This is a genomic window from Bacteroides mediterraneensis, from assembly GCF_025993685.1.
Taxonomy (GTDB): Bacteria; Bacteroidota; Bacteroidia; order Bacteroidales; family Bacteroidaceae; genus Phocaeicola; species Phocaeicola mediterraneensis_A.
The window spans coordinates 3148848-3173504 of sequence record NZ_DAJPEN010000001.1 but is presented as its reverse complement, the minus strand read 5'-3'; the positions used below and the strand labels follow the sequence as shown (position 1 = coordinate 3173504).

22 protein-coding genes and 2 tRNA genes are annotated in these 24657 nt (G+C 49.2%); 10 read left to right on the top strand and 14 right to left on the bottom strand.

The window, feature by feature from the left end; translation table 11 throughout:
* Window position 1: 1 nt before the first annotated feature.
* Window positions 2-1333 carry an ABC transporter substrate-binding protein gene (locus OIM59_RS13700; RefSeq protein WP_303898247.1) on the top strand — a complete coding sequence of 444 codons (1332 nt, stop codon included), beginning with the start codon at window positions 2-4 and terminating at the stop codon, window positions 1331-1333.
* Window positions 1334-1420: 87 nt separating this feature from the next.
* Here OIM59_RS13700 and pfkA read toward each other — a convergent pair whose 3' ends face one another.
* From pfkA to cmk, 3 genes are all read right to left on the bottom strand, one after another.
* Window positions 1421-2401 carry a 6-phosphofructokinase gene (gene pfkA, locus OIM59_RS13695; protein WP_148330126.1) on the bottom strand — a complete coding sequence of 327 codons (981 nt, stop codon included), beginning with the start codon at window positions 2399-2401 and terminating at the stop codon, window positions 1421-1423.
* A 75-nt stretch (window positions 2402-2476) separates the two neighbouring features.
* Window positions 2477-3343: a 4-hydroxy-3-methylbut-2-enyl diphosphate reductase gene (locus OIM59_RS13690; protein ID WP_299171119.1), complete on the bottom strand. Its 867-nt coding sequence runs from the start codon at window positions 3341-3343 to the stop codon at window positions 2477-2479.
* Entirely contained in the window at window positions 3330-4028 is a 699-nt protein-coding gene (gene cmk / locus OIM59_RS13685; RefSeq protein ID WP_303897214.1) for a (d)CMP kinase, read from the bottom strand. Before cmk ends, OIM59_RS13690 begins: the two co-directional genes overlap by 14 nt.
* A 413-nt stretch (window positions 4029-4441) precedes the next feature.
* Here cmk and OIM59_RS13680 point away from each other — a divergent pair, with 413 nt between their 5' ends.
* From OIM59_RS13680 to OIM59_RS13645, 8 genes are all read left to right on the top strand, one after another.
* Window positions 4442-5128: an energy transducer TonB gene (locus OIM59_RS13680; RefSeq protein ID WP_299171124.1), complete on the top strand. Its 687-nt coding sequence runs from the start codon at window positions 4442-4444 to the stop codon at window positions 5126-5128.
* A 79-nt stretch (window positions 5129-5207) separates the two neighbouring features.
* Window positions 5208-6191 carry a polyprenyl synthetase family protein gene (locus OIM59_RS13675; RefSeq protein WP_303897211.1) on the top strand — a complete coding sequence of 328 codons (984 nt, stop codon included), beginning with the start codon at window positions 5208-5210 and terminating at the stop codon, window positions 6189-6191.
* 4 nt (window positions 6192-6195) lie between these two features.
* The gene (locus OIM59_RS13670) at window positions 6196-6987 is read left to right on the top strand and encodes a TatD family hydrolase (protein ID WP_303897209.1); all 792 of its coding nucleotides are present in this window, start codon (window positions 6196-6198) and stop codon (window positions 6985-6987) included.
* Between the two features lie 136 nt (window positions 6988-7123).
* Window positions 7124-7211 (top strand) — tRNA-Ser (locus OIM59_RS13665).
* 62 nt (window positions 7212-7273) lie between these two features.
* Window positions 7274-8077 carry a MotA/TolQ/ExbB proton channel family protein gene (locus OIM59_RS13660; protein ID WP_177863785.1) on the top strand — a complete coding sequence of 268 codons (804 nt, stop codon included), beginning with the start codon at window positions 7274-7276 and terminating at the stop codon, window positions 8075-8077.
* Between the two features lie 8 nt (window positions 8078-8085).
* Entirely contained in the window at window positions 8086-8550 is a 465-nt protein-coding gene (locus tag OIM59_RS13655; RefSeq protein WP_299171133.1) for a hypothetical protein, read from the top strand.
* A gap of 42 nt (window positions 8551-8592) precedes the next feature.
* Window positions 8593-9180, top strand: coding sequence for a biopolymer transporter ExbD (locus OIM59_RS13650; protein WP_299171136.1), 588 nt, complete (start codon window positions 8593-8595; stop codon window positions 9178-9180).
* Window positions 9181-9182: 2 nt separating this feature from the next.
* Window positions 9183-9647 (top strand): biopolymer transporter ExbD, encoded by a 465-nt coding sequence (locus tag OIM59_RS13645; protein WP_072543430.1) that lies wholly within the window; start codon window positions 9183-9185, stop codon window positions 9645-9647.
* Window positions 9648-9936: 289 nt separating this feature from the next.
* On the opposite strand, the gene OIM59_RS13640 is transcribed toward OIM59_RS13645, so the two are convergent.
* The 10 genes from OIM59_RS13640 to OIM59_RS13595 all read right to left on the bottom strand — a co-directional run bounded on the left by OIM59_RS13640 (window position 9937) and on the right by OIM59_RS13595 (window position 22158).
* Window positions 9937-11301 carry an MATE family efflux transporter gene (locus OIM59_RS13640; RefSeq protein WP_303897205.1) on the bottom strand — a complete coding sequence of 455 codons (1365 nt, stop codon included), beginning with the start codon at window positions 11299-11301 and terminating at the stop codon, window positions 9937-9939.
* A 69-nt stretch (window positions 11302-11370) separates the two neighbouring features.
* Window positions 11371-11452, bottom strand: a tRNA-Leu gene (locus tag OIM59_RS13635).
* Window positions 11453-11523: 71 nt separating this feature from the next.
* On the bottom strand, window positions 11524-12549 hold the full coding sequence (locus OIM59_RS13630; RefSeq protein ID WP_303897203.1) for a S41 family peptidase: 1026 nt from the start codon (window positions 12547-12549) through the stop codon (window positions 11524-11526).
* A gap of 1 nt (window position 12550) precedes the next feature.
* Complete coding sequence (locus tag OIM59_RS13625) at window positions 12551-13396, bottom strand: DUF3316 domain-containing protein (RefSeq protein ID WP_303897201.1); 846 nt, start codon at window positions 13394-13396, stop codon at window positions 12551-12553.
* 4 nt (window positions 13397-13400) lie between these two features.
* Window positions 13401-16049: a DNA gyrase/topoisomerase IV subunit A gene (locus OIM59_RS13620; RefSeq protein WP_303897199.1), complete on the bottom strand. Its 2649-nt coding sequence runs from the start codon at window positions 16047-16049 to the stop codon at window positions 13401-13403.
* 239 nt (window positions 16050-16288) lie between these two features.
* Window positions 16289-17347 (bottom strand): ABC transporter permease, encoded by a 1059-nt coding sequence (locus tag OIM59_RS13615; protein ID WP_303898245.1) that lies wholly within the window; start codon window positions 17345-17347, stop codon window positions 16289-16291.
* Window positions 17348-17361: 14 nt separating this feature from the next.
* Window positions 17362-18483, bottom strand: a complete 1122-nt coding sequence (locus OIM59_RS13610; protein ID WP_303897197.1) for an ABC transporter permease — start codon at window positions 18481-18483, stop codon at window positions 17362-17364.
* Window positions 18480-19970, bottom strand: coding sequence for an ATP-binding cassette domain-containing protein (locus OIM59_RS13605; protein ID WP_303897195.1), 1491 nt, complete (start codon window positions 19968-19970; stop codon window positions 18480-18482). The genes OIM59_RS13610 and OIM59_RS13605 overlap by 4 nt, the downstream gene beginning before the upstream one ends.
* A 13-nt stretch (window positions 19971-19983) precedes the next feature.
* On the bottom strand, window positions 19984-20874 hold the full coding sequence (locus tag OIM59_RS13600) for an HlyD family secretion protein (protein WP_303897194.1): 891 nt from the start codon (window positions 20872-20874) through the stop codon (window positions 19984-19986).
* A gap of 27 nt (window positions 20875-20901) precedes the next feature.
* The gene (locus OIM59_RS13595; RefSeq protein WP_303897192.1) at window positions 20902-22158 is read right to left on the bottom strand and encodes a TolC family protein; all 1257 of its coding nucleotides are present in this window, start codon (window positions 22156-22158) and stop codon (window positions 20902-20904) included.
* A gap of 161 nt (window positions 22159-22319) precedes the next feature.
* Between OIM59_RS13595 and OIM59_RS13590 the strand changes: the two genes are divergently transcribed.
* Entirely contained in the window at window positions 22320-23228 is a 909-nt protein-coding gene (locus tag OIM59_RS13590; protein ID WP_303897190.1) for an AraC family transcriptional regulator, read from the top strand.
* 7 nt (window positions 23229-23235) lie between these two features.
* Here OIM59_RS13590 and OIM59_RS13585 read toward each other — a convergent pair whose 3' ends face one another.
* Window positions 23236-24600 carry an MATE family efflux transporter gene (locus OIM59_RS13585; protein WP_299171167.1) on the bottom strand — a complete coding sequence of 455 codons (1365 nt, stop codon included), beginning with the start codon at window positions 24598-24600 and terminating at the stop codon, window positions 23236-23238.
* Between the last annotated feature and the right edge of the window lie 57 nt (window positions 24601-24657).

The window sequence follows — 24657 nt, the reverse complement described above, 5'->3', positions numbered from 1 at the left end:
GATGAAAAGGTGGAGCTGGTGGGCGATGCTCTGTGTATGCTCCCTGCTGACGAGCTGTTACAATGCCGGAGAGTCGCGCGAGAATGTGCTGAAGGTGTACAACTGGGCCGATTACATTGGCGAAGGGGTATTGGAAGATTTCCAGCAATACTATAAGGAACAGACGGGAGAGGATATCCGGATTGTCTATCAGACTTTCGATATCAATGAAATCATGCTGACCAAGATTGAGAAGGGGCATGAGGATTTTGATGTGGTCTGTCCGTCGGAATACATCATTGAGCGCATGTTGCACAAAGGACTGCTGCTGCCCATCGACACCGTTTTTGCCCACTCACCCAATTACATGAAGGGGGTAGCCCCTTATATCCGCCAGCAGATTGACAAGCTGACGGTGCCGGGCGACCAGCCTGCCAGCCGGTATGCGGTCTGTTACATGTGGGGTACGGCCGGACTGTTGTACAATAAGAAATATGTGTCTGTTCAGGATTTACGCTCCTGGGGGTGTCTGTGGGACAAACGGTATGCAGGAAAAATTCTGATGAAGGACTCTTACCGTGATGCGTATGGCATGGCGTTGCTGTATGCCCATCGGGAAGACTTGAAAGACAGTACCCGCAGTGTGGCCAGCCTGATGAACGACTATTCACCGGCTTCTATGGACTCGGTGGAAAAATACCTGAAACTGCTGAAACCCAATGTGGCAGGTTGGGAAGCCGATTTTGGCAAGGAGATGATGACCAAGGGGAAGGCATGGATGAACATGACCTGGAGCGGCGATGCGCAGTGGGCCATCGAAGAAGCTGCGGAGGTAGGAGTGGATTTGGGATATACCATTCCGGAAGAAGGAAGCAACGTGTGGTACGACGGCTGGGTGATTCCCAAGTATGCCCAAAATCCGAAGGCCGCCAGCTATTTTATCAACTTCCTGTGCCGTCCGGACATCGCCTTGCGGAACATGGAAGAAAACGGGTATGTCAGTTCCATTGCCGCTCCGGAAATTATGGAGGCCTGCATTGATTCTACTTTGAACAAGGAAGTGGATGCCAGTTACTTCTTCGGTCCGGAAGCCCGGCATGTGAAATTGCGGAACACACAGTATCCCGACAAGTCGGTGATAGCCCGTTGCACCATGATACGCGATTTCGGCGACAAGACTGTAGATGTGCTGGAAATCTGGTCGCGAGTGAAAGGTGATAATCTGAACAGTGGGCTGGTCATTCTGATTCTGCTGGTGTTTGTCGGACTGAGTGCTTGGCAGATTCGTCGTCGCTGGCTGCGCTACAAGCGGAGCCATTACAAGCGCTCGCGTCGGAAGCTTCGCCGCAAGTGAGTCACAAATTGAGAGAACCAAAAAGAAACCTCCTTTCCGGGTGCGCCCGAAAAGGAGGTTTTCTTTATGTGTGATGTGAGGGAAAAATCAGATAGACAATTCATGCAATACGTTCACCAGTTCGCGGTCAATCGGCTTGTCGTTCTTGATAGCCTTGGCAAACGGTACGTACACAATCTGGTCGTTTTCGATACCGATCATCACGTTGCGCTGGCCTTCCATCAAAGCCTGGATGCTGGCTACACCCATACGGCTGGCGATGATACGGTCGTGAGCCGTCGGACGTCCACCACGTTGCAAGTGTCCCAGAATGGTGACACGTACATCATACTGTGGATATTCGTTTTTCACACGTTCTGCATAGTGCATGGCTCCTCCGGTGATTTCACTTTCGGCTACCAGTACGATGGAACTGTTCTTTGATTTACGGAATCCGTTGTTGATGAACTCTTCCAGCTGGTCTACTTCCGTGTTGAATTCCGGAATGATGGCTGCTTCTGCTCCGGCGGCAATGGCACCGTTCAATGCCAGGAAGCCGGCATCACGTCCCATTACTTCGACGAAGAACAGACGCTCATGAGAAGTCGCGGTATCACGAATCTTGTCCACTGCATCCAGAATGGTGTTCAGGGCTGTGTCATAACCGATGGTCGTGTCTGTACCAAACAGGTCATTGTCGATGGTACCGGGAAGTCCGATACAAGGTACGTCAAACTCCTGTGCCAGCAGACGGGCGCCGGTCAAAGAGCCGTCTCCACCAATGATGATGAGGGCGTCGATGCCTTCACGCTGCATGGTTTCGTATGCGATTTGACGACCTTCCGGGGTGCGGAACTCCTGACAACGTGCGGTTTTCAGGATTGTACCTCCTAATTGTATGATATTGCTGACGTTTTCAGTCTTAAACTCCTTGATTTCACCTGTAATCAATCCTTTGTAGCCTCTGTAAATACCTTTTACTTTCAGTCCGTTGTAGATAGCGGAACGGGTGACGGCTCTGATTGCGGCATTCATGCCTGGTGCATCACCTCCGGAGGTCAGAATACCGATACATTTAATAGTTCCCATAATTGTTAGTTGTTAGTTTGATTTTTATGAAGCAAAAGTACAAAATATGTAGTTATTCCGTGACACTTTCTCTGCTTATTCTTCGCTCATTATAACTTTTTTACACGCTTCCATCAACCATTTCGGCGTGGAAGTGGCTCCACAGATTCCAATGGAATGTGCATGTGACAATAAGTCCTTGTCAATTTCCTCAGGTTTGTCAATTTGATAGGAATTGGGGTTGACTTTCTTGCATTCCTGAAAGAGTATCTTTCCGTTGGAACTTTTGTGCCCGCAGACGAAGAAAATCAGGTCATGACTGGCCGCGAACTCCCGGATGTGGGGCATGCGGTTGGCCACTTGCCGGCAAATGGTGTCGAAATACTGGAAAGAGGCTTCCGGCGAGATGTGCTCCTCAATGTAGGATACAATCTGGCGGAACTCGTCGAGCGACTTGGTGGTCTGTGAATACAGTCGGATGTCTTTCGTCATGTCGAGCTTGGTGACTTCTTCCAGCTTTTCGATGACGATGGCCTTCCCTTGTGTCTGTCCTACCAGCCCCAGCACCTCGGCATGACCGTTCTTCCCGTAGATGACAATCTGCCGTTCCCGGCCGCTGGGAGTGGTGTCATACTCCTGCTTGATTCTTTTCTGCAGCCGTAGCACGACCGGGCAGGTGGCATCAATGATTTCAATCTGGTTTTTGCGGGCCAGTTCGTAGGTCTCGGGCGGTTCGCCGTGGGCACGCAGCAGCACCTTGACATTCCGCAGGCGGGCAAATTCTTCGTGATTGATGGTAATCAGACCCAGTTTTTTCAGACGCTCACATTCCTGTCCGTTGTGCACGATATCTCCCAGGCAATACAAGGGTTCTCCCTTTGCCAGCTCTTCTTCCGCTTTGGAGATGGCAGTGGTCACTCCGAAGCAGAAACCTGACTCCTTGTCTATTTCAACGTGATGCATGGGTGGCTTTTTCAAATTGTTCCTTTAACCATTCTTTCTGTTCGGAAATCGTCATCTCGCTGTTGTCCAGCAGGATGGCGTCGTCGGCCTTGCGAAGCGGACTCACTGCCCGGCTTTGGTCAATGCGGTCGCGTTCTTCCACATTGTGCAGGATTTCATCGAAGGAGGCTTCCTGTCCTTTGGTCTTGAGTTCCTCGTAGCGGCGCTGGGCACGGATTTGCGCGGATGCGGTGACGAATATTTTCAATTCGGCATTGGGAAATACAGCCGTACCGATGTCTCGTCCGTCCATGACGATGCCTTTTTCCTTGCCCATTTCCTGTTGCTGGCGTACGAGCGCCTCACGTACGAAACCAAGGGCAGATACGGGGCTGACATGGGACGAAACTTCCATGGTGCGGATACGTTCTTCTACATTTTTCCCGTTGAGGAAGGTCACCGGGCGCTGGGTTTCCGGGTTGAGCTGGAACGAAATGTGAATCCGGTCCATCTGCTGGCGCAGGTCTTCTTCACGGATGCTTCCGTCGGCATTGAACAGTCCGTTTTCCAGGCAATACAGCGTGACGGCCCGATACATGGCTCCGCTGTCTATATAAATGTAACCGATTTCTTTGGCTAAATCCTTAGCCATGGTACTTTTCCCGCAGGAAGAGAAACCATCGATGGCAATGATAATCTTTTTCATGTGTTGGTTGCAATAAAATTGATTGGAATAGGGGCAAAGATAGTGTAAATCCTTTGTATGTGGATGTTTTTGAGTAAAGTTTTTAGCAATTCTCCTATTTAATAATAGGAAGTAAGAAACGGCATGTGCATAAACGTTAAAACCTTTCTTTGTATAGAGTAGATTTCTTCTTTATATTTTCTGTTTCACACTAAGGGATTTGTATCCCACAGTGTGAAATATATATCCCACAGTGTGGTTTTTATATCCCACAGTGTGAAACAGAGAATTTGACGTTGGGCTTTCTGCTTAATTCAGGTGTGAAATAAAAAAATCATTGTTTTACATTATTTTTACTTCGGGAGAGTGAATTTCTGAAGATTTGTGTTACCTTTGCCACGTATAAAGTATTAACCTTTTTAATAAACACATTTATGGAAGTCAAGAAATCGCCTAAAGCGGACCTCGAGGGTAAAAAGACCACGTGGTTATTGGTAGGTTTCGTACTGATCTTGGCAGCGATGTTTGTGGCGTTCGAATGGACAGAACGTGATAAACAAGTCACTACCGATACCGGTATCACCGAACCAATTTTTGAGGAAGAAATGATTCCTATCACTGAACAGGAGGAACAGAAACAAGCTCCCCCTCCTCCTGAAGCTCCGAAAGTAGAAGAAGTATTGCAGATTGCAGAAAATGATGCAAATGTAGAAGAATCTACTATCCAGTCAAGTGAGGAAAACAATCAGGCTGTGGAAATCAAGTATGTGCCGGTTGAAGTAGAAGAAGAAGAACCGGAAGAACAGCAGATTTTCCAGGTCGTAGAAGAGATGCCGGAATTCCCGGGTGGTATGGCTGAATGTTTGAAGTTCATCAGCAAGAACATCAAGTATCCGACTATCGCACAGGAAAACGGTGTGCAGGGACGTGTAATCATCCAGTTCGTCGTTAACCAGGATGGTTCTATCGTAGACCCGGTGGTTATGCGTAGTGTAGACCCGTACTTGGATAAGGAAGCACTCCGCGTAATCAAGATGATGCCGAAATGGAAACCAGGTAAGCAGCGTGGTAAAGCTGTACGTGTGAAATACACCGTGCCTGTAACCTTTAAGTTGCAGTAATCTATTGATAGTATAAATTGAAGTAAAGGCTGCATTTTTGCAGCCTTTCTTTTTTCCCCTTTTATTAAAACTTATTTCCATGAAACAATATACAAGCGAACAACTGTTGCAGCAAATCCATGAGTACATCGGCCAGCTTTCTTACAAGCGGAAACCGATGGGGTTGTACGAACCGATAGAGTATGTGCTGGGGCTGGGCGGGAAACGTCTGCGTCCGGTACTGATGCTGTTGGCTTATAATCTGTACAAGGATGATGTGGAGCGTATATTCCCGCAGGCCGCTGGTATTGAAACCTATCATAACTTTACGCTGTTGCACGATGATTTGATGGACAAGGCCGATATGCGGCGCAACAAGCCGACCGTACATAAACGGTGGAACGAGAACACGGCCATCCTTTCGGGAGATGCCATGCTGATTCTTTCCTATCAGTTCATGATGCAGCAATGTCCGGCAGAATACGTGGGAAAGGTGATGGAGGTGTTCAGCCGTACCGCATTGGAGGTGTGTGAAGGACAGCAGTGGGATATGGAATTTGAACAGCTGACGGATGTGACGGTTGAGCAATACCTTGAAATGATTCGTCTGAAAACTTCTGTACTGCTGGCGGCAGCCCTGAAAATCGGAGCCATCCTGGGAGGGGCGCCGGAAAAAGATGCGGAACTTCTCTATGATTTCGGGGTGAAGATGGGACTGGCTTTCCAGTTGCAGGACGATTACCTCGACGTGTATGGTGATCCGGCTGTCTTTGGCAAGAAAATCGGAGGCGACATCCTTTGTAATAAAAAGACCTTTATGCAGATTACGGCGATGACGCAGGCTCAGGAAGACGATAAAGAGGCATTGCTGGGCTGGCTTCATGTGGAAGACTATGCACCGGAAGAAAAAATAAAAGCCGTGACGGCTATATATAATAAGGTGGGTGTAGCCGATAGCTGCAATGCCCGTATTGATGCGTATTATAAGGAAGGCCTGGCTTTGTTGGAGCAGGTGGAAGTAGAATCGGCCCGCAAGGAAGAACTGAAAGCCTTTGTTTGCCGTTTGATGGACCGTAAACTGTAAAATGATGAATGCTCTGATTGATACACATACTCATTTGTACACCGAAGAGTTTGAGGAAGACCGCGAACTGGCTGTAATCCGGGCGGTGGAGGCCGGAGTAACCCGCTTGTTCATGCCGAATATTGATGATGCTACGGTGGAGGCTATGCTGAAGTTGTGCGACGCATACGACTGCTGTTATCCGATGATTGGGTTTCACCCTACTTCGGTCGATGAAAACTGGAAGGAACGTTTGCAGACGGTGAAACAATGGCTGACATCTGATCCGCAGCGTTTCTATGGTATCGGCGAAGTGGGAATCGACTTGTATTGGGACAAGACTTTCCGCAAGGAGCAGATGGCGGCGTTTGAGGAACAGCTGAACTGGGCCTTGGAGTACGACTTGCCTCTGATTATCCATTGCCGGGAAGCTTATCCGGAACTGCTGGAAATTCTCAAGCCTTACAAGCAGACGGCCTTGCGGGGAATTTTCCACAGTTTTACCGGCTCATCGGAAGAGGCTGCCCGTTTGTTGGAATATGAATCGTTCATGCTCGGCATTAATGGGGTAGTGACTTTCAAGAAAAGTACCCTTCCGGAAGTGTTGAAAAATGTGCCTTTAAGCCGGGTCGTGCTCGAAACCGATTCGCCTTATCTGGCTCCGGTACCCTATCGGGGAAAGCGGAATGAGAGCGCCCATCTGGTAAAGGTGGCCGAACGCCTTTCCGAAATTTATGGCATACCTTTGTCGGAAATAGCGGCCCAAACCACGGAAAATGCTTTAAAAGTCTTCACAAATGCGGAGAAAAGTTTTTAAAGTTTATTAATTTCAGGTCTAAAAGAAAACTTTTGCAGTTTGGATGTTATGTAAGACGAAAAAAAAGAATACATTTGTGACTGAAATCAATTAAAGGGGTTATGGGTGTTTGAAACTTGTTCCCGATATTGGAAAAGGAGAGGTGCTCGAGTGGTTGAAGAGGCACGCCTGGAAAGCGTGTATACGCCAAAAGCGTATCACGGGTTCGAATCCCGTTCTCTCCGCAATATAAGAGAAAAACAATTAACAAACTATTAATTAATTAATCTTAAAAATTAGACACACAATGAAAAAGTTATTTGCAATTCTTGCAGTGATGGGAGTCCTCTCATTTGGAATGACTCAGACAGCTATGGCTCAGGATTCTACAGCTACCGCAGCTCCGGCTCAGACAGAAGAAGTAGCAGCCGCTGACGATGCAGCAGCAGCTCCGGCTGTAGTAGAAGAAGGTGGTTTGCACAAAGAATTAAAGACTAAGTTTATCGAAGGTGATGCAGGCTTCATGTCTTTGGTTGCTATCGCATTGGTACTTGGTTTGGCTTTCTGTATTGAACGTATCATTTACTTGAGCTTGGCTGAAGTAGACGTAAAGAAATTGATGGCTAAGGTTGAAGCCGCTTTGGAAAAAGGTGATGTAGAAGGTGCTAAGACTATCTGCCGTAACACTCGTGGTCCTGTTGCTTCTATCTGCTATCAGGGTTTGATGAGAATCGACGAAGGCTTGGACGTAGTTGAACGTTCAGTTGTTTCTTACGGTGGTGTTCAGGCTGGTTACCTTGAAAAAGGATGCTCTTGGATTACATTGTTCATCGCGATGGCTCCGTCTCTGGGATTCTTGGGTACTGTAATCGGTATGGTTATGGCGTTCGACCAAATCCAGCAGGCTGGTGATATTTCTCCGACAGTTGTTGCAGGTGGTATGAAAGTGGCCTTGATTACTACTATCTTCGGTTTGATCGTTGCTTTGATTCTGCAGGTATTCTATAACTACATCCTGTCTAAGATTGAAGCTATTACAAGCCAGATGGAAGATTCTTCTATCACATTGCTTGATATGATCATGAAGTACAACTTGAAATACAAAAAATAATAAGAACAATGGCTAAATTATCATATAAAGTATCATACTACGTATTCTATGTATGCATCGCACTGATTCTGGTGGTGCTGGGCATGTTCTACGGAGTAGGATACAGCGAAACAAATGCAGCTGGTTTGGTTGAACCGGCTAACACTCCGGCCCTGATGTACCTGATGTATGGTATGTTTGCAATTACTGTTATCGCAACTCTTATAGGAGCTATTGCACAGTTTGGCGGAGCGTTGAAAGATAATCCGAAAGGAGCTATCAAATCATTGATTGGATTGATTCTGTTGGTTGTATTGCTGATTGTAACTTATAACCTCGGTTCTTCTGAAACAGTTGTTATGGGTGGCGGTACAGAATATACCAATGTCACTATGCTGAAGGTAACAGACATGCTGCTGTACTCTACATACGTATTGTTCGGCTTGGCTGCCCTTGGTACATTGATCAACTTGTCTGGAATTTTGAAGAAATAATATCATCATTGAAGTTTAATTAAAATATAAGGAGTAAGTCAAATGGCAAAAAAGAAAAGAGCAGTGCCGGGAATCAACTCAAGTTCTACGGCCGATATTGCCTTCATGTTGCTTATTTTCTTCCTTATTACAACATCAATGGATACTGACCGTGGTTTGGCGAGACGTTTGCCGCCTCCACCTGAAAACAAGGATCAGAAAGATGATATTATTGTAAAGGAAAGAAACGTTCTTCAGGTTCGTTTGAACAAGGACGACCAACTGATGGTCGGTGGAGAATGGTCTGACATCAGACAGTTGAGACAAAAGGCAAAAGAATTCATTGCCAACCCGAATAACGACGAGAACTTGCCTGAAAAGCATGCAAAGCATCTTCCGTTCTTCGGTGACGTAATGATTACAGAAAAGCATGTAATCTCTGTGCAGAATGACGTGGGTACTAGCTACAATGCGTATATTCAGGTTCAGAACGAATTGGTAGCAGCTTACAATGAGCTGCGTAACGAACTGGCTCAGTCTCAGTTTGGAAAATCATTCGCTGAATGTTCTGAAGACGAGCAGAAAGCTATTACAGACTATTATCCGCAGAAGATTTCTGAAGCAGAACCTAAAAAATATGGAGGAAAATAATCATGGGAAAATTTAATAAGACAGGTAAGCGTGGCATGCCGGAGTTGAATACCTCTTCTTTGCCGGACCTTATCTTTACCATGTTGTTCTTCTTCATGATTGTAACAACCATGCGTGAAGTTACGTTGAAGGTTCAGTTCAAGGTGCCGCAAGCTACGGAATTGGAAAAGCTTGAAAAGAAGTCTTTGGTGTCCTTCATCTACATCGGTAAGCCGATGCCGGAGTTCCAGAAAAAGATGGGTACTACCGACCGTATCCAGTTGAACGATAAGTTCGCTGAATCTTCAGAAGTGCAGGACTACATCTATCAGGAACGTGAAAACATGAAAGAGGAAGATAAACCGTTTATGACTGTTTCCCTGAAGGTCGATGCAAATACCAAGATGGGTATCGTAACAGAAGTAAAACAGGCTCTTCGTCAGGCATACGCTTTGAAGATTAACTATTCAGCTACTCAGCGTCAGTAATAGTTTTTCATACTTACAAGAAAAGGCTGTCTCTTTAGAGGCGGCCTTTTTTTATGTCTTTAGGAGACCTTGGAGTTGATGGGGCTCTATTGTATGCAGGTTATTTTGTTTTCTGTGGAGAAGACTGACTGACGTGACGTACGAGCAACCTTCTGTGTATTTTTTTCTCTGGGCATGTAGGAACAGAAAGGCTTCTCTGAGGGAGTATAAGAATGGGTGAGATTGGTATGGTAGACAAGTCCTGCCTTTCTGCCTTTGATGGAAAAAGTGTCGGATAGAGGTGTGTCTTTTATTGTGAAACAGTGGGAGGGACAAGTAAGTAACGCTTCTTTTTCCAGTAATATACCTGTCCGTAGATATCCGCCAATGCCCAGCCGATAGGAATGGACCACCAGATACCGTGTACACCAATGGAAGGAATGGATGCTAAGAGGTAGGCTAAGGCTACACGGGTTCCCAAGGACAGAATGGTCAGGATAATAGACATTTCAGGCTTGCATACCGCCCGGTAAAAGCCATACCATAGAAACAGGTAGCCGATACCTAAGTAGAAACTGCCTTCTACTCGGAGATATTCTACTCCAATCCGGATAATTTCTTTTTCTTCCGGTGAAATGAAAATCTGCATTAGCCAGGGAGCAGTCAGAAAGATAAGCGCTGAGAGAAGCAGGCAGAAAAGCGTAGTCATCCAGAACGCTTTTTTGAAGCCTTGTAGGATGCGCTCTTTCTTTCCGGCTCCGTAGTTTTGGGCAGTGAAAGTAGAGAATGCATTGCCGAAATCCTGTACGGGCATGTAAGCAAAGGAATCAATTTTGACGGCGGCAGTGAACGCAGCCATGACGGAAGTCCCGAAACTGTTAACCAGCCCCTGTACCATCAGAATACCAAAGTTCATGACCGATTGTTGTATGCAAGTCAGTGAGGCATACGAAAATACCTGCCTGACGAGGGGACGGTTTATCTTGAAGTCTTTGCGTGTAAGTCGTGTTTCCGGAATTTTTCTCCAGCAGTACAGCCAAAGTCCGATGGCGGAAACGGCTTGCGAAAGGACCGTAGCTGTGGCCGCTCCTGCGATACCGTAGCCGAGTCGAAGGATGAACAGCAGGTCGAGTACGATGTTCAATACGACGGAGATTGCCAGATAAACTAGGGGTGTAAAGGAATTGCCTAATGCCCGCAGGAGGTAGGCATAATAATTATACAGGTAGACGAACCAGATGCCGATAAAGGTAATTTTCAGGTAGTCGTACGTCATTTCCTGTAATTCTTCCGGGGTTTGCAGCCATTGGATAATAGGACGGATGCAGCTGATGGTGAAAGCGAAAATGAGGAAGGTAGCGATGCCCGTAATGAGTAGAGCGGCTGCTTGGCTACGTTTCAGAAGTTCATAATCTTTGGCTCCGTAACGCATGGAGAACAAGGCACTGCATCCCATGCACAGACCGATGAAAATGGAAGTGATGAATACCATGAGCGTGTAGGAGGAGCCTACGGCAGCCAGCGCATTGGCCCCCAGCGTCTGGCCGATAATCAGTGTATCCGCAATATTATATCCCTGCTGGAGCAGGTTGCCGAGGATGAGCGGATAAGCTAGACAAAGCATGCTTTGGGTGATATTTCCCGAAGTGAGGTCTTTCGTGCGACTGGTCTGCATAGTTTATGGGGTATAACAAAATAAAATGGATTTAATAAACACGTGTTTATTAAATCCATTTTTACTATGTGCGCCTGATAGGACTCGAACCTACACGTCTCACGACACCAGATCCTAAGTCTGGCGCGGCTACCAATTACGCCACAGGCGCATACAGAAAACGATTTCTGCATTTGCGGAGGCAAAGGTAGAAATAATTTCCCGATTCTCCAAATCTGCGGGTCAATTCTTTAGTATTTTGATGGCGGTTTCAATGAGTGTATCTTTTCCTCGCTGCATGTCTTCACTGGTCATGTCTACTTTCACATCCGGCTCGATACCGAACTCCAGCTGGTTCATGTCCGGGTCGAACATGGGGCTGGCCGAGAAACGGATGGACCATCCGTTGGGGATTTCGGAACTGAACGGCAGACCGGAACCGCCTCCGGTCGTATCTCCCAGGGTAGTGACATGGGGGAACTGCCGCATGGTATTGACAAAGTCATTGGTGGCACTGTAGGAACGTCGGTTGGTCAGCACTACGGCCTTTTTCTGCCAACGGATGCTGTTGGATGGTTCTTGATACACCGGTTCCGGGTCGGAAAAGTCATTGTGGCCGGGTCCCGTTTTGTGGCGGATGTAGCCCACCAGCACCTTTTCGTTGGTAAAGCGGGCGGCCAGTTTTTGGGCGGTAGTCAGGCTACCCCCTCCGTTGTTGCGCACGTCGATAATCACTCCGTCGCAGATTTCCAGTTTTTTCAGCATCTGATCCAGATTTCCATCGCCGATACCGTCCGAGAAGCTCTCGCAGTACACATAACCGATGTTGTTGTCCAGTATCTGGTAGGTGAGTCCGGAAGTGATGATATAGTTTTTTTTAAGGTAATTGCTTTGGATGCTGTCGCTGAAATTGCGCGGGTAGGCATCAAACCATTCCCGGTATTGCGAGCTGCCTAAGGAGCTGCTCAGATTCACATGGCCGTCTCTGAGTTCGTTGACCATATCTGAAAGAACTTCAAAAAGTGCTTCCCAGCTCATCGACGGAGAAATCCGTTTCGCATAGCGGGTGTGTACTTCGTCCCAGTCCAGACCATACACTTCCTTTTTGTAATCCAGGAAACAATATTGCTCGTCGATGATTTTCCAGAGCGATTCGAAATTGGCTTCCGGTGTATTGCCCTGTATGTCTTCACGGATACACGAAGAGAATAAGGTGTAGGTCAGCACCAGCAGGAGGCCGTATAAGTGGAAATGATATATTTTCTTCATATCAGTAGGGAGTAACGTTTGAAGGCATGGTGATTCGGTTCTTGCCTTTCAGCAGGTGGAAATTCTTCACGAAGCCAATCATGAAATCATGTGAGTAAGTATGGTATTTCAGGTGGTTGACCTTGGCTTGCTGGAGATCGCAGACATAGGCTACACGCATTGTGACCTTCCGGATAGGGAAGTCGAGGGTTATCATCTGACGGAGGGAAGGGCTGTTGTGGAGGGAGGTAAACAGGACATTCTTTCCTTTGTATCCCAAGGAGAACATTTCGTAGTAGGACTGTCCGAATTCGGGAGAGAACATGGTACCCAGCAACGGAAGGTTGGCCTGGTAACGTGCTACCAGCGGATAGTGGCCGATGTGGAACTTGTAGATAGCCATGCCGGAGAGGCCCAAACTTCCGTACACCTTGGCCTGTGCCGGGTTATTGGAATTGCGCGTATTGTACACGAATCCCCCGTTCAGGTCAATTGTCGGGCCGGCCAGCAGCTTCAACTGCTCACTGAGACGGAACTGATAGTGGAGAGCATAACTCCAGTTCAGCAGTCCGGCATACATATAACCTGTCTTGCTGGGATTGTGCGTGTACGACACATGGGCTTGCAACAGATTCTGTGCCGATACGTTTCCGTTCATCAGCCGGGTCATGCGCATATTCTCACGCAGGATACGTACCTCCGGCCCTTTGTATTCCAGTGGAGAAAGATACGTGTCGAGTACGTTGCTCACGCCTGCTCCGTAGAGTACGGAACGCATCACGTAGCGGGTCGCACGCAGACTGTCTTCCTGTGCATGGAGCATGAGGACAGACAGGCAGGCGTAGAGTAGAAAGATAATTCGTTTCATGCGATTAAAAGAGTTTCATTTGTCCGTCGTCTTCCTGGATGTCCTCTTCTTCTGTTCCGTCTTCCTCATCCTTTTCCGGTTCTTCCGGTTCCGGCTCCGGCATGCGGGTCGGTTCCAGCTCGGTAATCCGTTCGACGGTATAGGTGGTCAGACGCTTGCCCTTGGCCTTGAAGCTTTTGACGCCCACAAAGTCGCTGGCTTCCAGTACGAGTGCTTCCCGGAAGCTGTCGTGCCCGCCGAAATCAACTTGTATGCGCGGGTACACCTGACAAGTCAGCAGGATGAGCTGTGTATGTTTGTTGTCGCCCAGGAAATTCTGTTTCTTGTTGGTCGCTTCGAAGGTGAACCGTTTCAGGTACGGATAATTCTGTTGGTCGGCATCATAGAGTACGGCTGTCCATACCTTGTCGGGATTGAACTTTTCAATGCAAAGGATATCCGGATCGTAATGGTTGCTCAGGTCGAAGTTCGTGGTGTAGAATTCTCCGTTTTTCTGAACCACCAGGATGCTTTCATCGCTTTGGAATTCGCCCAGGTATTGTCCTCTGCCGTCGTAGTTGAGCCGTAGCACGTCGTGGTCGAACCAGACCTTTCTGCCACCGAGGGTGGAACCGCCTTTCTGCTTCAGGCTGATTTTGTGTACCTCGGCCTTGGTGAGCAGGTTACCCATCGATTGCTTGCCCTTGATGTGGATGGTACTGAAATCCTTCTCGAAGGTCGGTTTCTTGATGCGGGGTGTCGGACGCAGGATGACCCGGATGACTTCCGCTTCTCCGTTGGGATTGGCCGTGAAGTAGACAATCTTGGAGCCTGGTGTACCTTGTGTCACGTCGTACTCCCGGTCGCGGATGATGGAGGTCACATTGAAGCGTTTGATATAATAATACCCATCCTTTCCGTCACGGTAAATGACGTTGTAGATGGTACGTTTGTCGTTCTTTTTGAATACATTGACATACAGGATGTTCTTGCCGACAAACAGTTTGTCGGACACGCGGACAATCTTGTATTTTCCGTCCTTGTAGAAGATAATCACATCGTCGATGTCGGAACAGTTGCACACATACTCGTCTTTTTTCAGCCCTGTACCGATGAAGCCCTCCTCTCGGTTGATGTACAGCTTCTCGTTGGCTTCCGCCACTTTGGTAGCCACGATGGTGTCGAAGTTGCGGATTTCTGTACGGCGTGGGAAATTCTTGCCATATTTCTCTTTCAGGTGCTGGTACCAGTCGATGGTATATTCCGTGATGTGTGCCAAGTGGTTGTCAATCTCCTCCAGTTGGGCTTTCAGACGGGCGATGAATTCGTCTGCCTTGTCTTTGTTGAACTTGAGGATACGTGCCATTTTGATTTCCATCAGTTTGAGGATGTCTTCTTTCGTCACTTCGCGCACGAACTGTGGATAGAAGGGAGTCAACCGTTCGTCAATGTGCTCGCAGGCTGCATCCATGGACTCTGCCTGTTCGAATTGCTTGTCCTTGTAAATCCGCTCTTCGATGAAGATTTTCTCCAAGGAAGCAAAATGCAAGGTTTCCAGCGTTTCGTCCCGCTGAATTTCCAGTTCTTTCCGGAGCAGGGCCAGTGTGTTGTCGACAGATTTTTTCAGCACTTTGCTCACCGAGAGGAAATGCGGTTTCTTGTTGTCGATGACACAGCAGTTGGGTGAGATGTTCACCTCGCAGTCTGTAAAGGCGTATAGAGCGTCGAGTGTCTTGTCGGACGATACACCCGGCGTCAGATGTACCAGAATTTCTACCTTTCCGGCCGTGTTGTCGTCTACCTTCCTAACCTTGATTTTTCCCTTTTCGATGGCCTTCAGAATGGAGTCAATCAGAGACGATGTGGTCTTCCCGTAAGGAATCTCGCTGATGCACAGGGTCTTGTTGTCGAGTTTGGAAATCTTGGCCCGTACGCGTACTACGCCCCCTCTTTCCCCGTCGTTGTAGCGGGACACATCGATGGAGCCCCCTGTCTGGAAGTCCGGATAGAGCTGGAAGTCCTCTCCGTGCAGGTAGGCAATGGCCGCATCACACAATTCGTTGAAGTTATGGGGAAGAATCTTGGAAGAAAGTCCCACGGCGATACCTTCCACCCCCTGAGCCAGCAGCAGCGGGAATTTTACCGGCAGAGTGACCGGTTCCCGGTTTCTTCCGTCGTAGGAAGCCTGCCATTCCGTGGTTTTCGGGTTGAACACCACGTCGAGGGCGAATTTGGACAGCCGGGCTTCGATGTAACGGGGAGCTGCTGCGCTGTCGCCCGTCAGGATGTTACCCCAGTTTCCCTGGCAGTCGATGAGCAGGTCTTTCTGTCCCAGTTGCACAAGGGCGTCTCCGATGGAAGCATCTCCGTGCGGATGAAACTGCATGGTGTGTCCCACGATGTTGGCCACCTTGTTGTAGCGTCCGTCATCCAGACGTTTCATGGAGTGGAGAATGCGTCGCTGCACCGGCTTCAGTCCGTCGTTGATGTGGGGTACGGCACGCTCCAGAATCACGTATGAAGCATAGTCCAGAAACCAGTTCTGGTACATGCCGCTCAGCTGGTGCTTCACCGCCTCATCGGTGGTCGATACAGGTTTGTAGTCAGAGTGTTCTTCTTTTTCAGGCAGATTTGCCGTTTGCTTTTCGTCCTTGTCAAAAGTATCTTCGCTCATATTCAAATGGGTCCTATGTAAAAGAGATTCGGGCAAAGTTACTGAATAATTCTGTAAGGTGGAAATAACTGACTTACAATTCTAGACCTTGCAAGGGGCATTTTTAGGGAAATCCCTTAGCTTGATTATCTCGACACGAGCGTGATGAGAGGTGGACACGGACGTGACGAGACCTTGACACGAACGTGATGAGACCGTTGCACGTTCGTGTCAAGGTAAGAAGTCAAGTACGGGATAGCTTATTGCTGCTTGCGGTAGCTGCGGATGGCCCATACATATAGCAGAACGGCAAAGGTGGAGAGCATGGAAAGCTGGAAGCCGATGTCGCCGATGTGGCTGCCCTTCAGATAGACCATGCGCATGATTTCCATAAAGTAACGCAGCGGATTAAGGTATGTGATGTATTGTGCCCATTCCGGCATGCTGCTGATAGGAGTGAAAAGTCCGCTCATCAGAATGAAAATCAGCATGCAAAACCACATGACGAACATGGCTTGCTGCATGGTAGAAGAATAGTTGGAGATGACCAGTCCCAGTCCCGACATGACCAGCGCGAAAATCAGTGTGGCCAGATAGATGGTGAGGATGTTTCCTTCGGGAGTCAGGCCGTAGACCAGCCAGGCCAGCAGCATGCACAGGTTCAACACCACAAATCCGATGGCCCAGTAGGGCAGCAGTTTGGCGAGGGTAAAGGTGAAACGGCTCACCGGACTGACATTGATTTGCTCGATGGTACCTGCTTCTTTCTCGCTCACCACGTTCAGGGCTGGCAGGAAGCCGCAGAGCAGTACCAGAATCAAGGTCATCAGGGCGGGTACCATGAATACTTTGTAGTTGAGGTACGGGTTGAACAGGTAGCGCACGGAAGTAGGGAAGGCTTGCGGATTGAGAATCTGTTGCAAGTAGGCACTTCCCAGTCCTCCTTTGGTACCGTTGACCGTGTTGACGGCAATTAGGGCGGAGGGACTGAGGCCGCGGGCCTGGTCTTTCTCAAATCCGCGGGGAATTTCCAGCAGCATGTCCACCTGGTCTTTTTCGATGACATTCAGACCTTGTGTGTAGGAAGCAGGCAGGGCGGTCAGCTGGAAGTAACGGGAGGCCTCGATGCGGTGTACCAGTTGTTGGGACGAGGGACTATGGTCGTGGTCAATGACGGCAATGCGCAAGTCCTCGATTTCCAGTGTGGCGGCCCAAGGCATCACCAGCATCATCACGCAGGGAAACAGCAGAATGAGGCGGGGCAGGAAACGGTTCCGTTTCAGTTGCTTGAACTCTTTTTCTATCAGGTAACGTAACATCATAAGCTTGCGGTTTATTCCAATCGGTTTTTAAATTTGCGGGTGGTGGCTGCAATCAGGACTACGGCCATGAGGCATAACACAGCCACTTCCTTCCACACGTAGACAAAGGGTACACCTTCAATCATCAGTCGTCGCACTGCTGCCACGTACCAGCGTGCCGGGATGAGGCAGGAAAGGGCCTGGAGGATACCCGGCATACTTTCCACCGGAAAGATGATACCCGACAGGATAATGGTCGGGATGAGCAGGACCATGGCCGAAACGAGCAGGGCTGCTACCTGGGTATGGGTGACGCAGGAAATCAGTAGTCCCAGCGCCAGCGACACGAAGATGAACAGCAGGGAGACTCCCAGCAAGGCCGTCAGACTTCCGGCTATCGGCACGTCGAGCACAAAGACCGAAAGCAGCAGGATGGTGGTCAGGTTCAGCAGGGAGAGCATGAAGTAGGGCACGGCTTTCGAAAGGATGACAAACAACGGATTGACGGGAGAGACCAACAGCACTTCCATTGTGCCGGTTTCTTTTTCGCGGACGATTGAAATGGAGGTCATCATGGCGCAAATCAGCATCAGAATCAGTCCCATAACTCCTGGCACGAAGTTGTAGGCACTCTTCATCTGCGGGTTGTAGAGCAGCTTGTTGTAGGCTACAATCGGCATCCCTTCCGTACTTCTTTTGGAGGAGAAAGCGTCAGCGGGCCGGATGGTTTGCAGGGCTTGTCGGAGAATGGTTTGGGCATACGTACTCCGGGTGACTGCCAGGTTGGGTTCCGTGGCGTCGGCCAGAATCTGTATCTGTGCGGAATTGAAGCGGAAACGGTGCAGGTCGGACGGAAAAATGACGGCCAGCTCTATCTGGTTGCGCCGGAACAGCCGCTCAATCTCATCGGGAGACTGGACGACATGTTTTACCGTGAAATACTCACTGGCATCCAGTTGCTCTACCAGTTTCCGTATATCCGTCTGAAGGGAGGGAGCCAATACGGCAGTCTGGACATTGCGCACCTCGGTAGAGATGGCAAAGCCGAAAAGGATAATCTGTATAATCGGCATTCCTATCAGTATCAGCATGGTGCGCCGGTCGCGCAGAATGTGATGGAATTCTTTTCTGACAAAAGCGATAAACTGTTTCATGGTCGTTCGGTTTGAGCGTGAGTAAAAGCCGCGTCTCCCCGTTGGGCATCGCGGGCCAGTTTCTGGAACACTTCGTCCATGTTTCGGGCTTGAAAACGGGCTTTCAGTCCGTCGGGAGTATCCAAGGCGCGGATATGTCCGTCCACCATCATGGAAATGCGGTCGCAATATTCTGCTTCGTCCATGTAGTGCGTGGTGACGAAAATGGTGATTCCCTGGTCGGCAGCCTGATAAATCAGTCCCCAGAACTGGCGGCGGGTGGCCGGGTCCACACCTCCGGTCGGTTCATCCAGAAAAACCAGTTCCGGGCGGTGAAAGATAGCTACCGAGAAGGCCAACCGTTGTTTCCAGCCTAGCGGCAGGGAACGGACCAAGGTATGTTGCTCCTCGTAGAGGCCGATACGCCGTAAGGTCTCTTCGGTGCGGGTCGTAATTTCTTTGGCATTGACCCCGTAGATACCTCCGAACAGGCGGAGATTCTCGCGGACCGTTAGGTCTTCATACAGCGAAAACTTCTGGCTCATGTAGCCGATTCGTCGTTTTATCTCCTCACTCTGGGTCCGGACATCGAACCCCATCACTTCCGCTTTCCCTTCGGAAGGCAGACTGAGTCCGCAGAGAATACGCATGGCGGTGGTTTTTCCGGCCCCATTGGCTCCCAAAAAGCCGAAAACCTCTCCCCGCTGTACCGAGAAAGAGATATGGTCGACCGCGGTAAAAGTGCCGAACCGTTTGACCAGATTGTCTACCTGAATGAGGGGGGCGGCGTTTCCGACTGCTGCTTTTCGCTTAAGTCCGGGAGGACACAGAATGTCGCTGAACCGTGTCAGGATGGTTTCCGGGCGGTCGATACCTTTGATTTCTCCTTCATACAGGAAGGCCACGCGGTCGCATTGTCGGGCTTCGTCCATGAAAGGGGTGGATACCACGAGAGTGATGCCTTCCTGACGGAGACGGGCCAGCATCTCCCAGAATTCCCTGCGGGATACAGGGTCTACTCCGGTGGTCGGCTCATCCAGAAACAGGATTCTGGGAGCATGGACCAGCGCGCAACACAATGCCAGCTTTTGCTTCATACCTCCCGACAGGGCTCCGGCTCGCCGGTTTTTGAACGGAGCAATCTGTTCGTAAATCGGCCGAATCCGTTCGTAGTTCTCTTTCACAGTGGTGTGAAAGACGGTGGCAAAGAAACGCAGGTTTTCTTCCACAGTCAGGTCTTGGTACAAGGAGAAACGTCCCGGCATGTAGCCTACGCTTCGTCGGATGGTGCGGAAGTCGGCCAATACGTCGGCATGCAGTACATGAGCCGTTCCCTGGTCCGGTTTCAGTAGAGTGGTCAGGATGCGGAAGAGTGTACTCTTTCCGGAGCCGTCGGGACCGATGAGACCGAACAGTTCGCCTTGTTTCACCTGGAAAGATACGTTGCGCAGGGCCTGTACCTTTCCATAGTTTTTGCTTACGTGGCTGACTTCAATAAGGGTTTCCATTTATGTGCTTCTTTCAGAATTTGACTTCGCCGTACATTCCCAGTTTGATGTGGCCGTCGTTGTGGACGGCTATCTTGACAGCATAGACCTGGTTGGCGCGTTCGTCATCGGTCAGGATGGTTTTCGGGGTGAATTCGGCTTCTTCGGAAATCCAGGTCACTTTGCCGGGGTAGGTGTTCCGTTGTGCATCGCCGAAGTCGGCAAATACCGTGACCTCGCTTCCCAGTTTTACGGAGGCCAGTTGCCGGGAGGTGACGTAGGCCCGCAGGAAGATGTGTTCCGTGTCGGCTATCTTGAACAGCGGCTTCCCGAGGGTGGCCAGTTCTCCCGGTTCGGCGTATTTGGCCAGAATTGTTCCGCTTATCGGGGTGGTGATATGGCATTTCTTGAGCTGGTCTTCGATTTGTGCCACTTGGATGGCTACCGACGAGCTTTGTTCCGTCAGGCTGGCAGTGGTGTTTCCTAATGACGACACCTGTGCCTCCAGTTGCCGGTTGAGTACCGCCAGCTGGGCGTCCCAGTCATCCAGTTGTTTGCGGTTAGCCGCCTGTGCTTTCAGCAGGTTTTCCACTCGGTTGCGTTCCCGTTGTGCGGTGGCGATTTGTTCCTTGGTGGCGGCAATCTGCCGATGAATGTCGGGGCGTTGGCTTTCCACGGATTTCATCTGTGCCTCCAGCTGTCGTTTTTTCAGGTAGAGCTGTACGGTGTCCACCAGCCCCACTTCAGTGCCTTGGGTAAAGTGCATCCCTTCTTCCGCATTCAGATAGAAGAGCTTTCCGGAGGCTTCGGAAGAGACCACAATCTCAGTTGCTTCAAAAGTACCGGTTGCATCAAAGTCGTCTTTATCTTCACAGGCGGTGAGACAAATCAGCATAAGCGCTTGGAATACATATCTTTTTTTCATACGCAAGAATTTTTAGAATGAAGTATTTTAATTGGTCAGGTGTTTCCGTTGGTGTAAATGCATGAGCAGTTGTACTTCGTGTACGGCCTTGGCTTGTCGTGCCAGGTTTTCGGCTGTAATTTCTTTTAGCATGTCACTGACACTCAGTGTGCCATTGGCCACTTTGGCTTGGGCAGACCGCCGGATATTCTCTCGCAATCGGATGATTTCCTCGTCTTTCTTCATCTGCTGGCGGAGACTTTGGATGGTACCGTCCTCCTCTGCCACTTGCAATTGGGTGTGGAATAGAAACAAATCACGTTCGTTCTGGATTTTCTGGAGTTGGTTGTCCAGCTTTTTACGGTCGTTCTTTAGTGTGTACAGGCTTCCGAAATTCCAGGTAAAGCGGGCGCCTACCAGATAGTAGGCCCTGAATTTGTCTTTCAGAATATCCAGTCCCGGGTTGCCGTAGGCTCCTTGGGCGAAAAGGCTGAAAGAAGGGAGATAACCGCTCTGCAATCCTTTTCGTTGGATGGCTACAGTCTGCTCCTGTGCTTCGTACCACCGGAGTTCAGGTCGGTTAAAACCGGAAGAGGTTGTTGCAACAGGTTCTGGCCGTATCAGTTGAGCCTGTGCAGGGAATTCTTTTCCAGTGAGTAAAGACAACATGCGCAGGTAGGCCGTACGGTTGTTTTCCAGCTGGATACGCTGCTGTTTGGTCTGAAGAATCTCTACTTGTACGGCATCCACGTCGGCATCGTTGGCTGTGCCATTCATCCGGTAGGCTTCTACTGTTTTCAGGTTGCGGACCAGTTCTTCCTCCAATAATTTGTTTTGTGTCCGTTGTTCGTCCAGCAGGAGAATACCGAAGAAAACCTGATTTACCCGTTCTTCCAGGGCATACATGCTGGTGTCGAGCTGGCGTGCATTTTCTTCCGTGACTGCTTTGACTTGGGCTTTCTGGTGACGGATTTTTCCTCCGTCCCATACGTTCTGTTTGATTTCTACTAATGCCTGATACTGGTCTTTGGGCAGTCCCTTGATGCCAAGTCCCGGAATTTCGAAAGGAAAAGTGGTGGCTTCGCTTTGATAAGAAATTTTGCCACTCAGGCTGATTTGTGGCAGGTTGCCTTTGGCCACGTTCGATAAGGTATATTTTTCAGCTAGCTGAAGCAGCTCGTATTGTCGCACTAGCGGGTAGTTTTCGCGAGCCTGCTGCTGGCAACTTTCTAAGGTGATTTGTGCCTGGCTTATCATGCTCAGGCTCCATGCACACAGAAGGAGGAAAGTTCGTATCATAGGCATTGAGTCTTTATTAGAAGTGATACGACAAAGATAGAGGCTTTTGGATAAACTTTCGGTCCTATATGTGGGGTGGAATGTTCTTTTTGTTCGATAAGTATGTGATTTTAGGATGAAAAACGGGTAAAATATTATCTTTGCAGGAAATCATTGTGTCGAATCAAATGAAATCGAATCATCTGTTGTTGCTGGCATTGAAGACAGTGAGTGAACACGTGGGTGCAGGGCGTAACACTTCTCGTTTTTTAACCTCCGAGCTGGGACTGCTCCGTTCTGTTCAGGGGATAGCCGACGTCATTCATTTTATTCCCATGGAAGGACAGCCTTACCGGTTGACCGAAGGGAGAGTGGTCTATTTCCGTGCAGGGGTACTTCGTTTGCGTGTCAATCTTCGGGAAATGGAATTCAAGACGGGCGATTTGCTGATTGTGTCTCCCGGAACGGTTTTCGAGTTTCTTTATGTATCGCCCGATTTGGATTTGTCCATGCTGGCCTTTTCAAACAGTCTGATGGAAAACTGGCAGAAAGAAGAGTTGTTGCAAACTTATTTGCAAGGGAGATTGTGTTTGCATTTATCCTTGACTGCGCAAGAAGTGCAGCGTATGGAACAGTTGTTTGCCTTGCTGTGGGAAGTGGTACACGATCAGCCTTTCCCGAAAGCTTCCGTACAAAGTCTGATTTCTCTTTTTTTCCATCAAGTGGATTTTGTCAGGAAAAGCGGACAATTGGCAGAAAAGCAGAAACGAACCCGCCAGGAAGAAGTGTTCAACCGTTTTCTGGAGCTGGTCAACAAATATGCGGTTCGTGAGCGGAGCATCGCTTTTTATGCCGATCGGCTGTATCTGACTCCCCGTTATTTGAGCACGTTGCTCCGGCAAGCCAGCGGGCGGACGGTGATGGACTGGGTCAATGAGGCAGTAGTACAGGAAGCTAAGCTGAGGTTATGTCACACCGACAAGCTGGTGTATCAGATAGCCGACGAGTTGAATTTTCCCAATGCCTCGTTCTTTTGCAAGTATTTCCGGCGTATGACGGGGATGACGCCCAATGATTTTCGGCAGGAAAACGGATAAAAAGTGCTTATGATTTCATCTCCTGTATGGGTTGGCGATCCGTGCGGAGAGTTTTCAATACCGGGATGGTCAGCGGGAGTGACAGCAGGAATGAACACAGGTCGGATACAGCCTGGCACATTTCCACTCCTTGCAGCTGTAGGAAATAGGGTAGAACCAGTATCAGGGGAATAAAGAACAGACCTTGGCGGGAGGAAGAAAGGGTGACGGCCCGTTTGGGCTGGCGGATGGTCTGCAGGAGCATGTTGCACAGGATGACCCATGCACCCAACGGAAGCGTGATGAGCTGCCAGCGCAAGGCTTCGGCTCCTACGGCAATGACTTGCGGGTCTTCTTTCCGGAACCAGGATACGACTTCCGGTGCGTAAATGTAGCCAATCAGGGAGCAGACAGCCAAGAAGATGAGTCCCACTTTCACGCAGTATTTGAATCCTTGGAGCACACGCCGGTTCAGTCCTGCTCCGTAGTTGAATCCGCATACGGGCTGAAAACCTTGTCCGAAACCGATGACAAAGGAATTGATGAACATGCAGATGCGGGTGACGATGGACATTCCGGCAATAGCTGCATCTCCGAAGTTACCGGCTGCCACGTTCAGCAGGATGGTCGAAACACTGGCCAGTCCCTGACGGCACAGGGAAGGGCTGCCTCCATAGACAATTTCTTTCAGATAAGCCGAGGTGGGGGTGAAATAACGGTAATTGATGCGGATGTTTTCTCCTTTTCGGTCCATAAATATCAGGATAGTAAAGCTGCATACCTGACTGATGAACGTGGACCAGGCCGCTCCTGCAATGCCCATATCGAATACAAAAATCAGCAATGGGTCGAGGGCTATATTCAGAAAGGCACCTACCGTGATGCCAATCATGGCATATACGGCATTTCCCTGAAAACGCATCTGGTTGTTCAGCACAAGGGAAGAGGCCATAAAAGGGGCTCCCAGCAGGATAATGCCCAGATAGGTCTTGGCGTATGGAAGGATGGTGGGAGTGGAACCCAGTGCCACACAAATCGGTTCCAGAAAGAGCAGTCCGAAGAGTGCAATCAGAAAGCCAATGAAAAAGGCACAGAAAAAACCGGTAGCCGCCATTCGTTCGGCGCTTCGGTAGTCACGTGCACCCAGCCGTCTGGAGATAAAGTTGCCCGAACCATGCCCGCAGAAAAAGCCGAATGCCTGAATGATGGCCATGATGGAGAATGAAATTCCCACAGCCGCAGTTGATTGTGTATTGATTTTTCCGACAAAGTAGGTGTCGGCCATGACATAAAAAGAAGTGACCAGCATGCTGATGATGGTCGGGATAGCCAGTCCACGGATGAGTCGTGGCACCGGTGCCGTGGTCATAAGGGTAAATTTATCTTGGGGCATGGTTGTCTGTTTGATAGAATAGAACAGCAGCAAAAGTACTAAAAAAACGGCAGTATG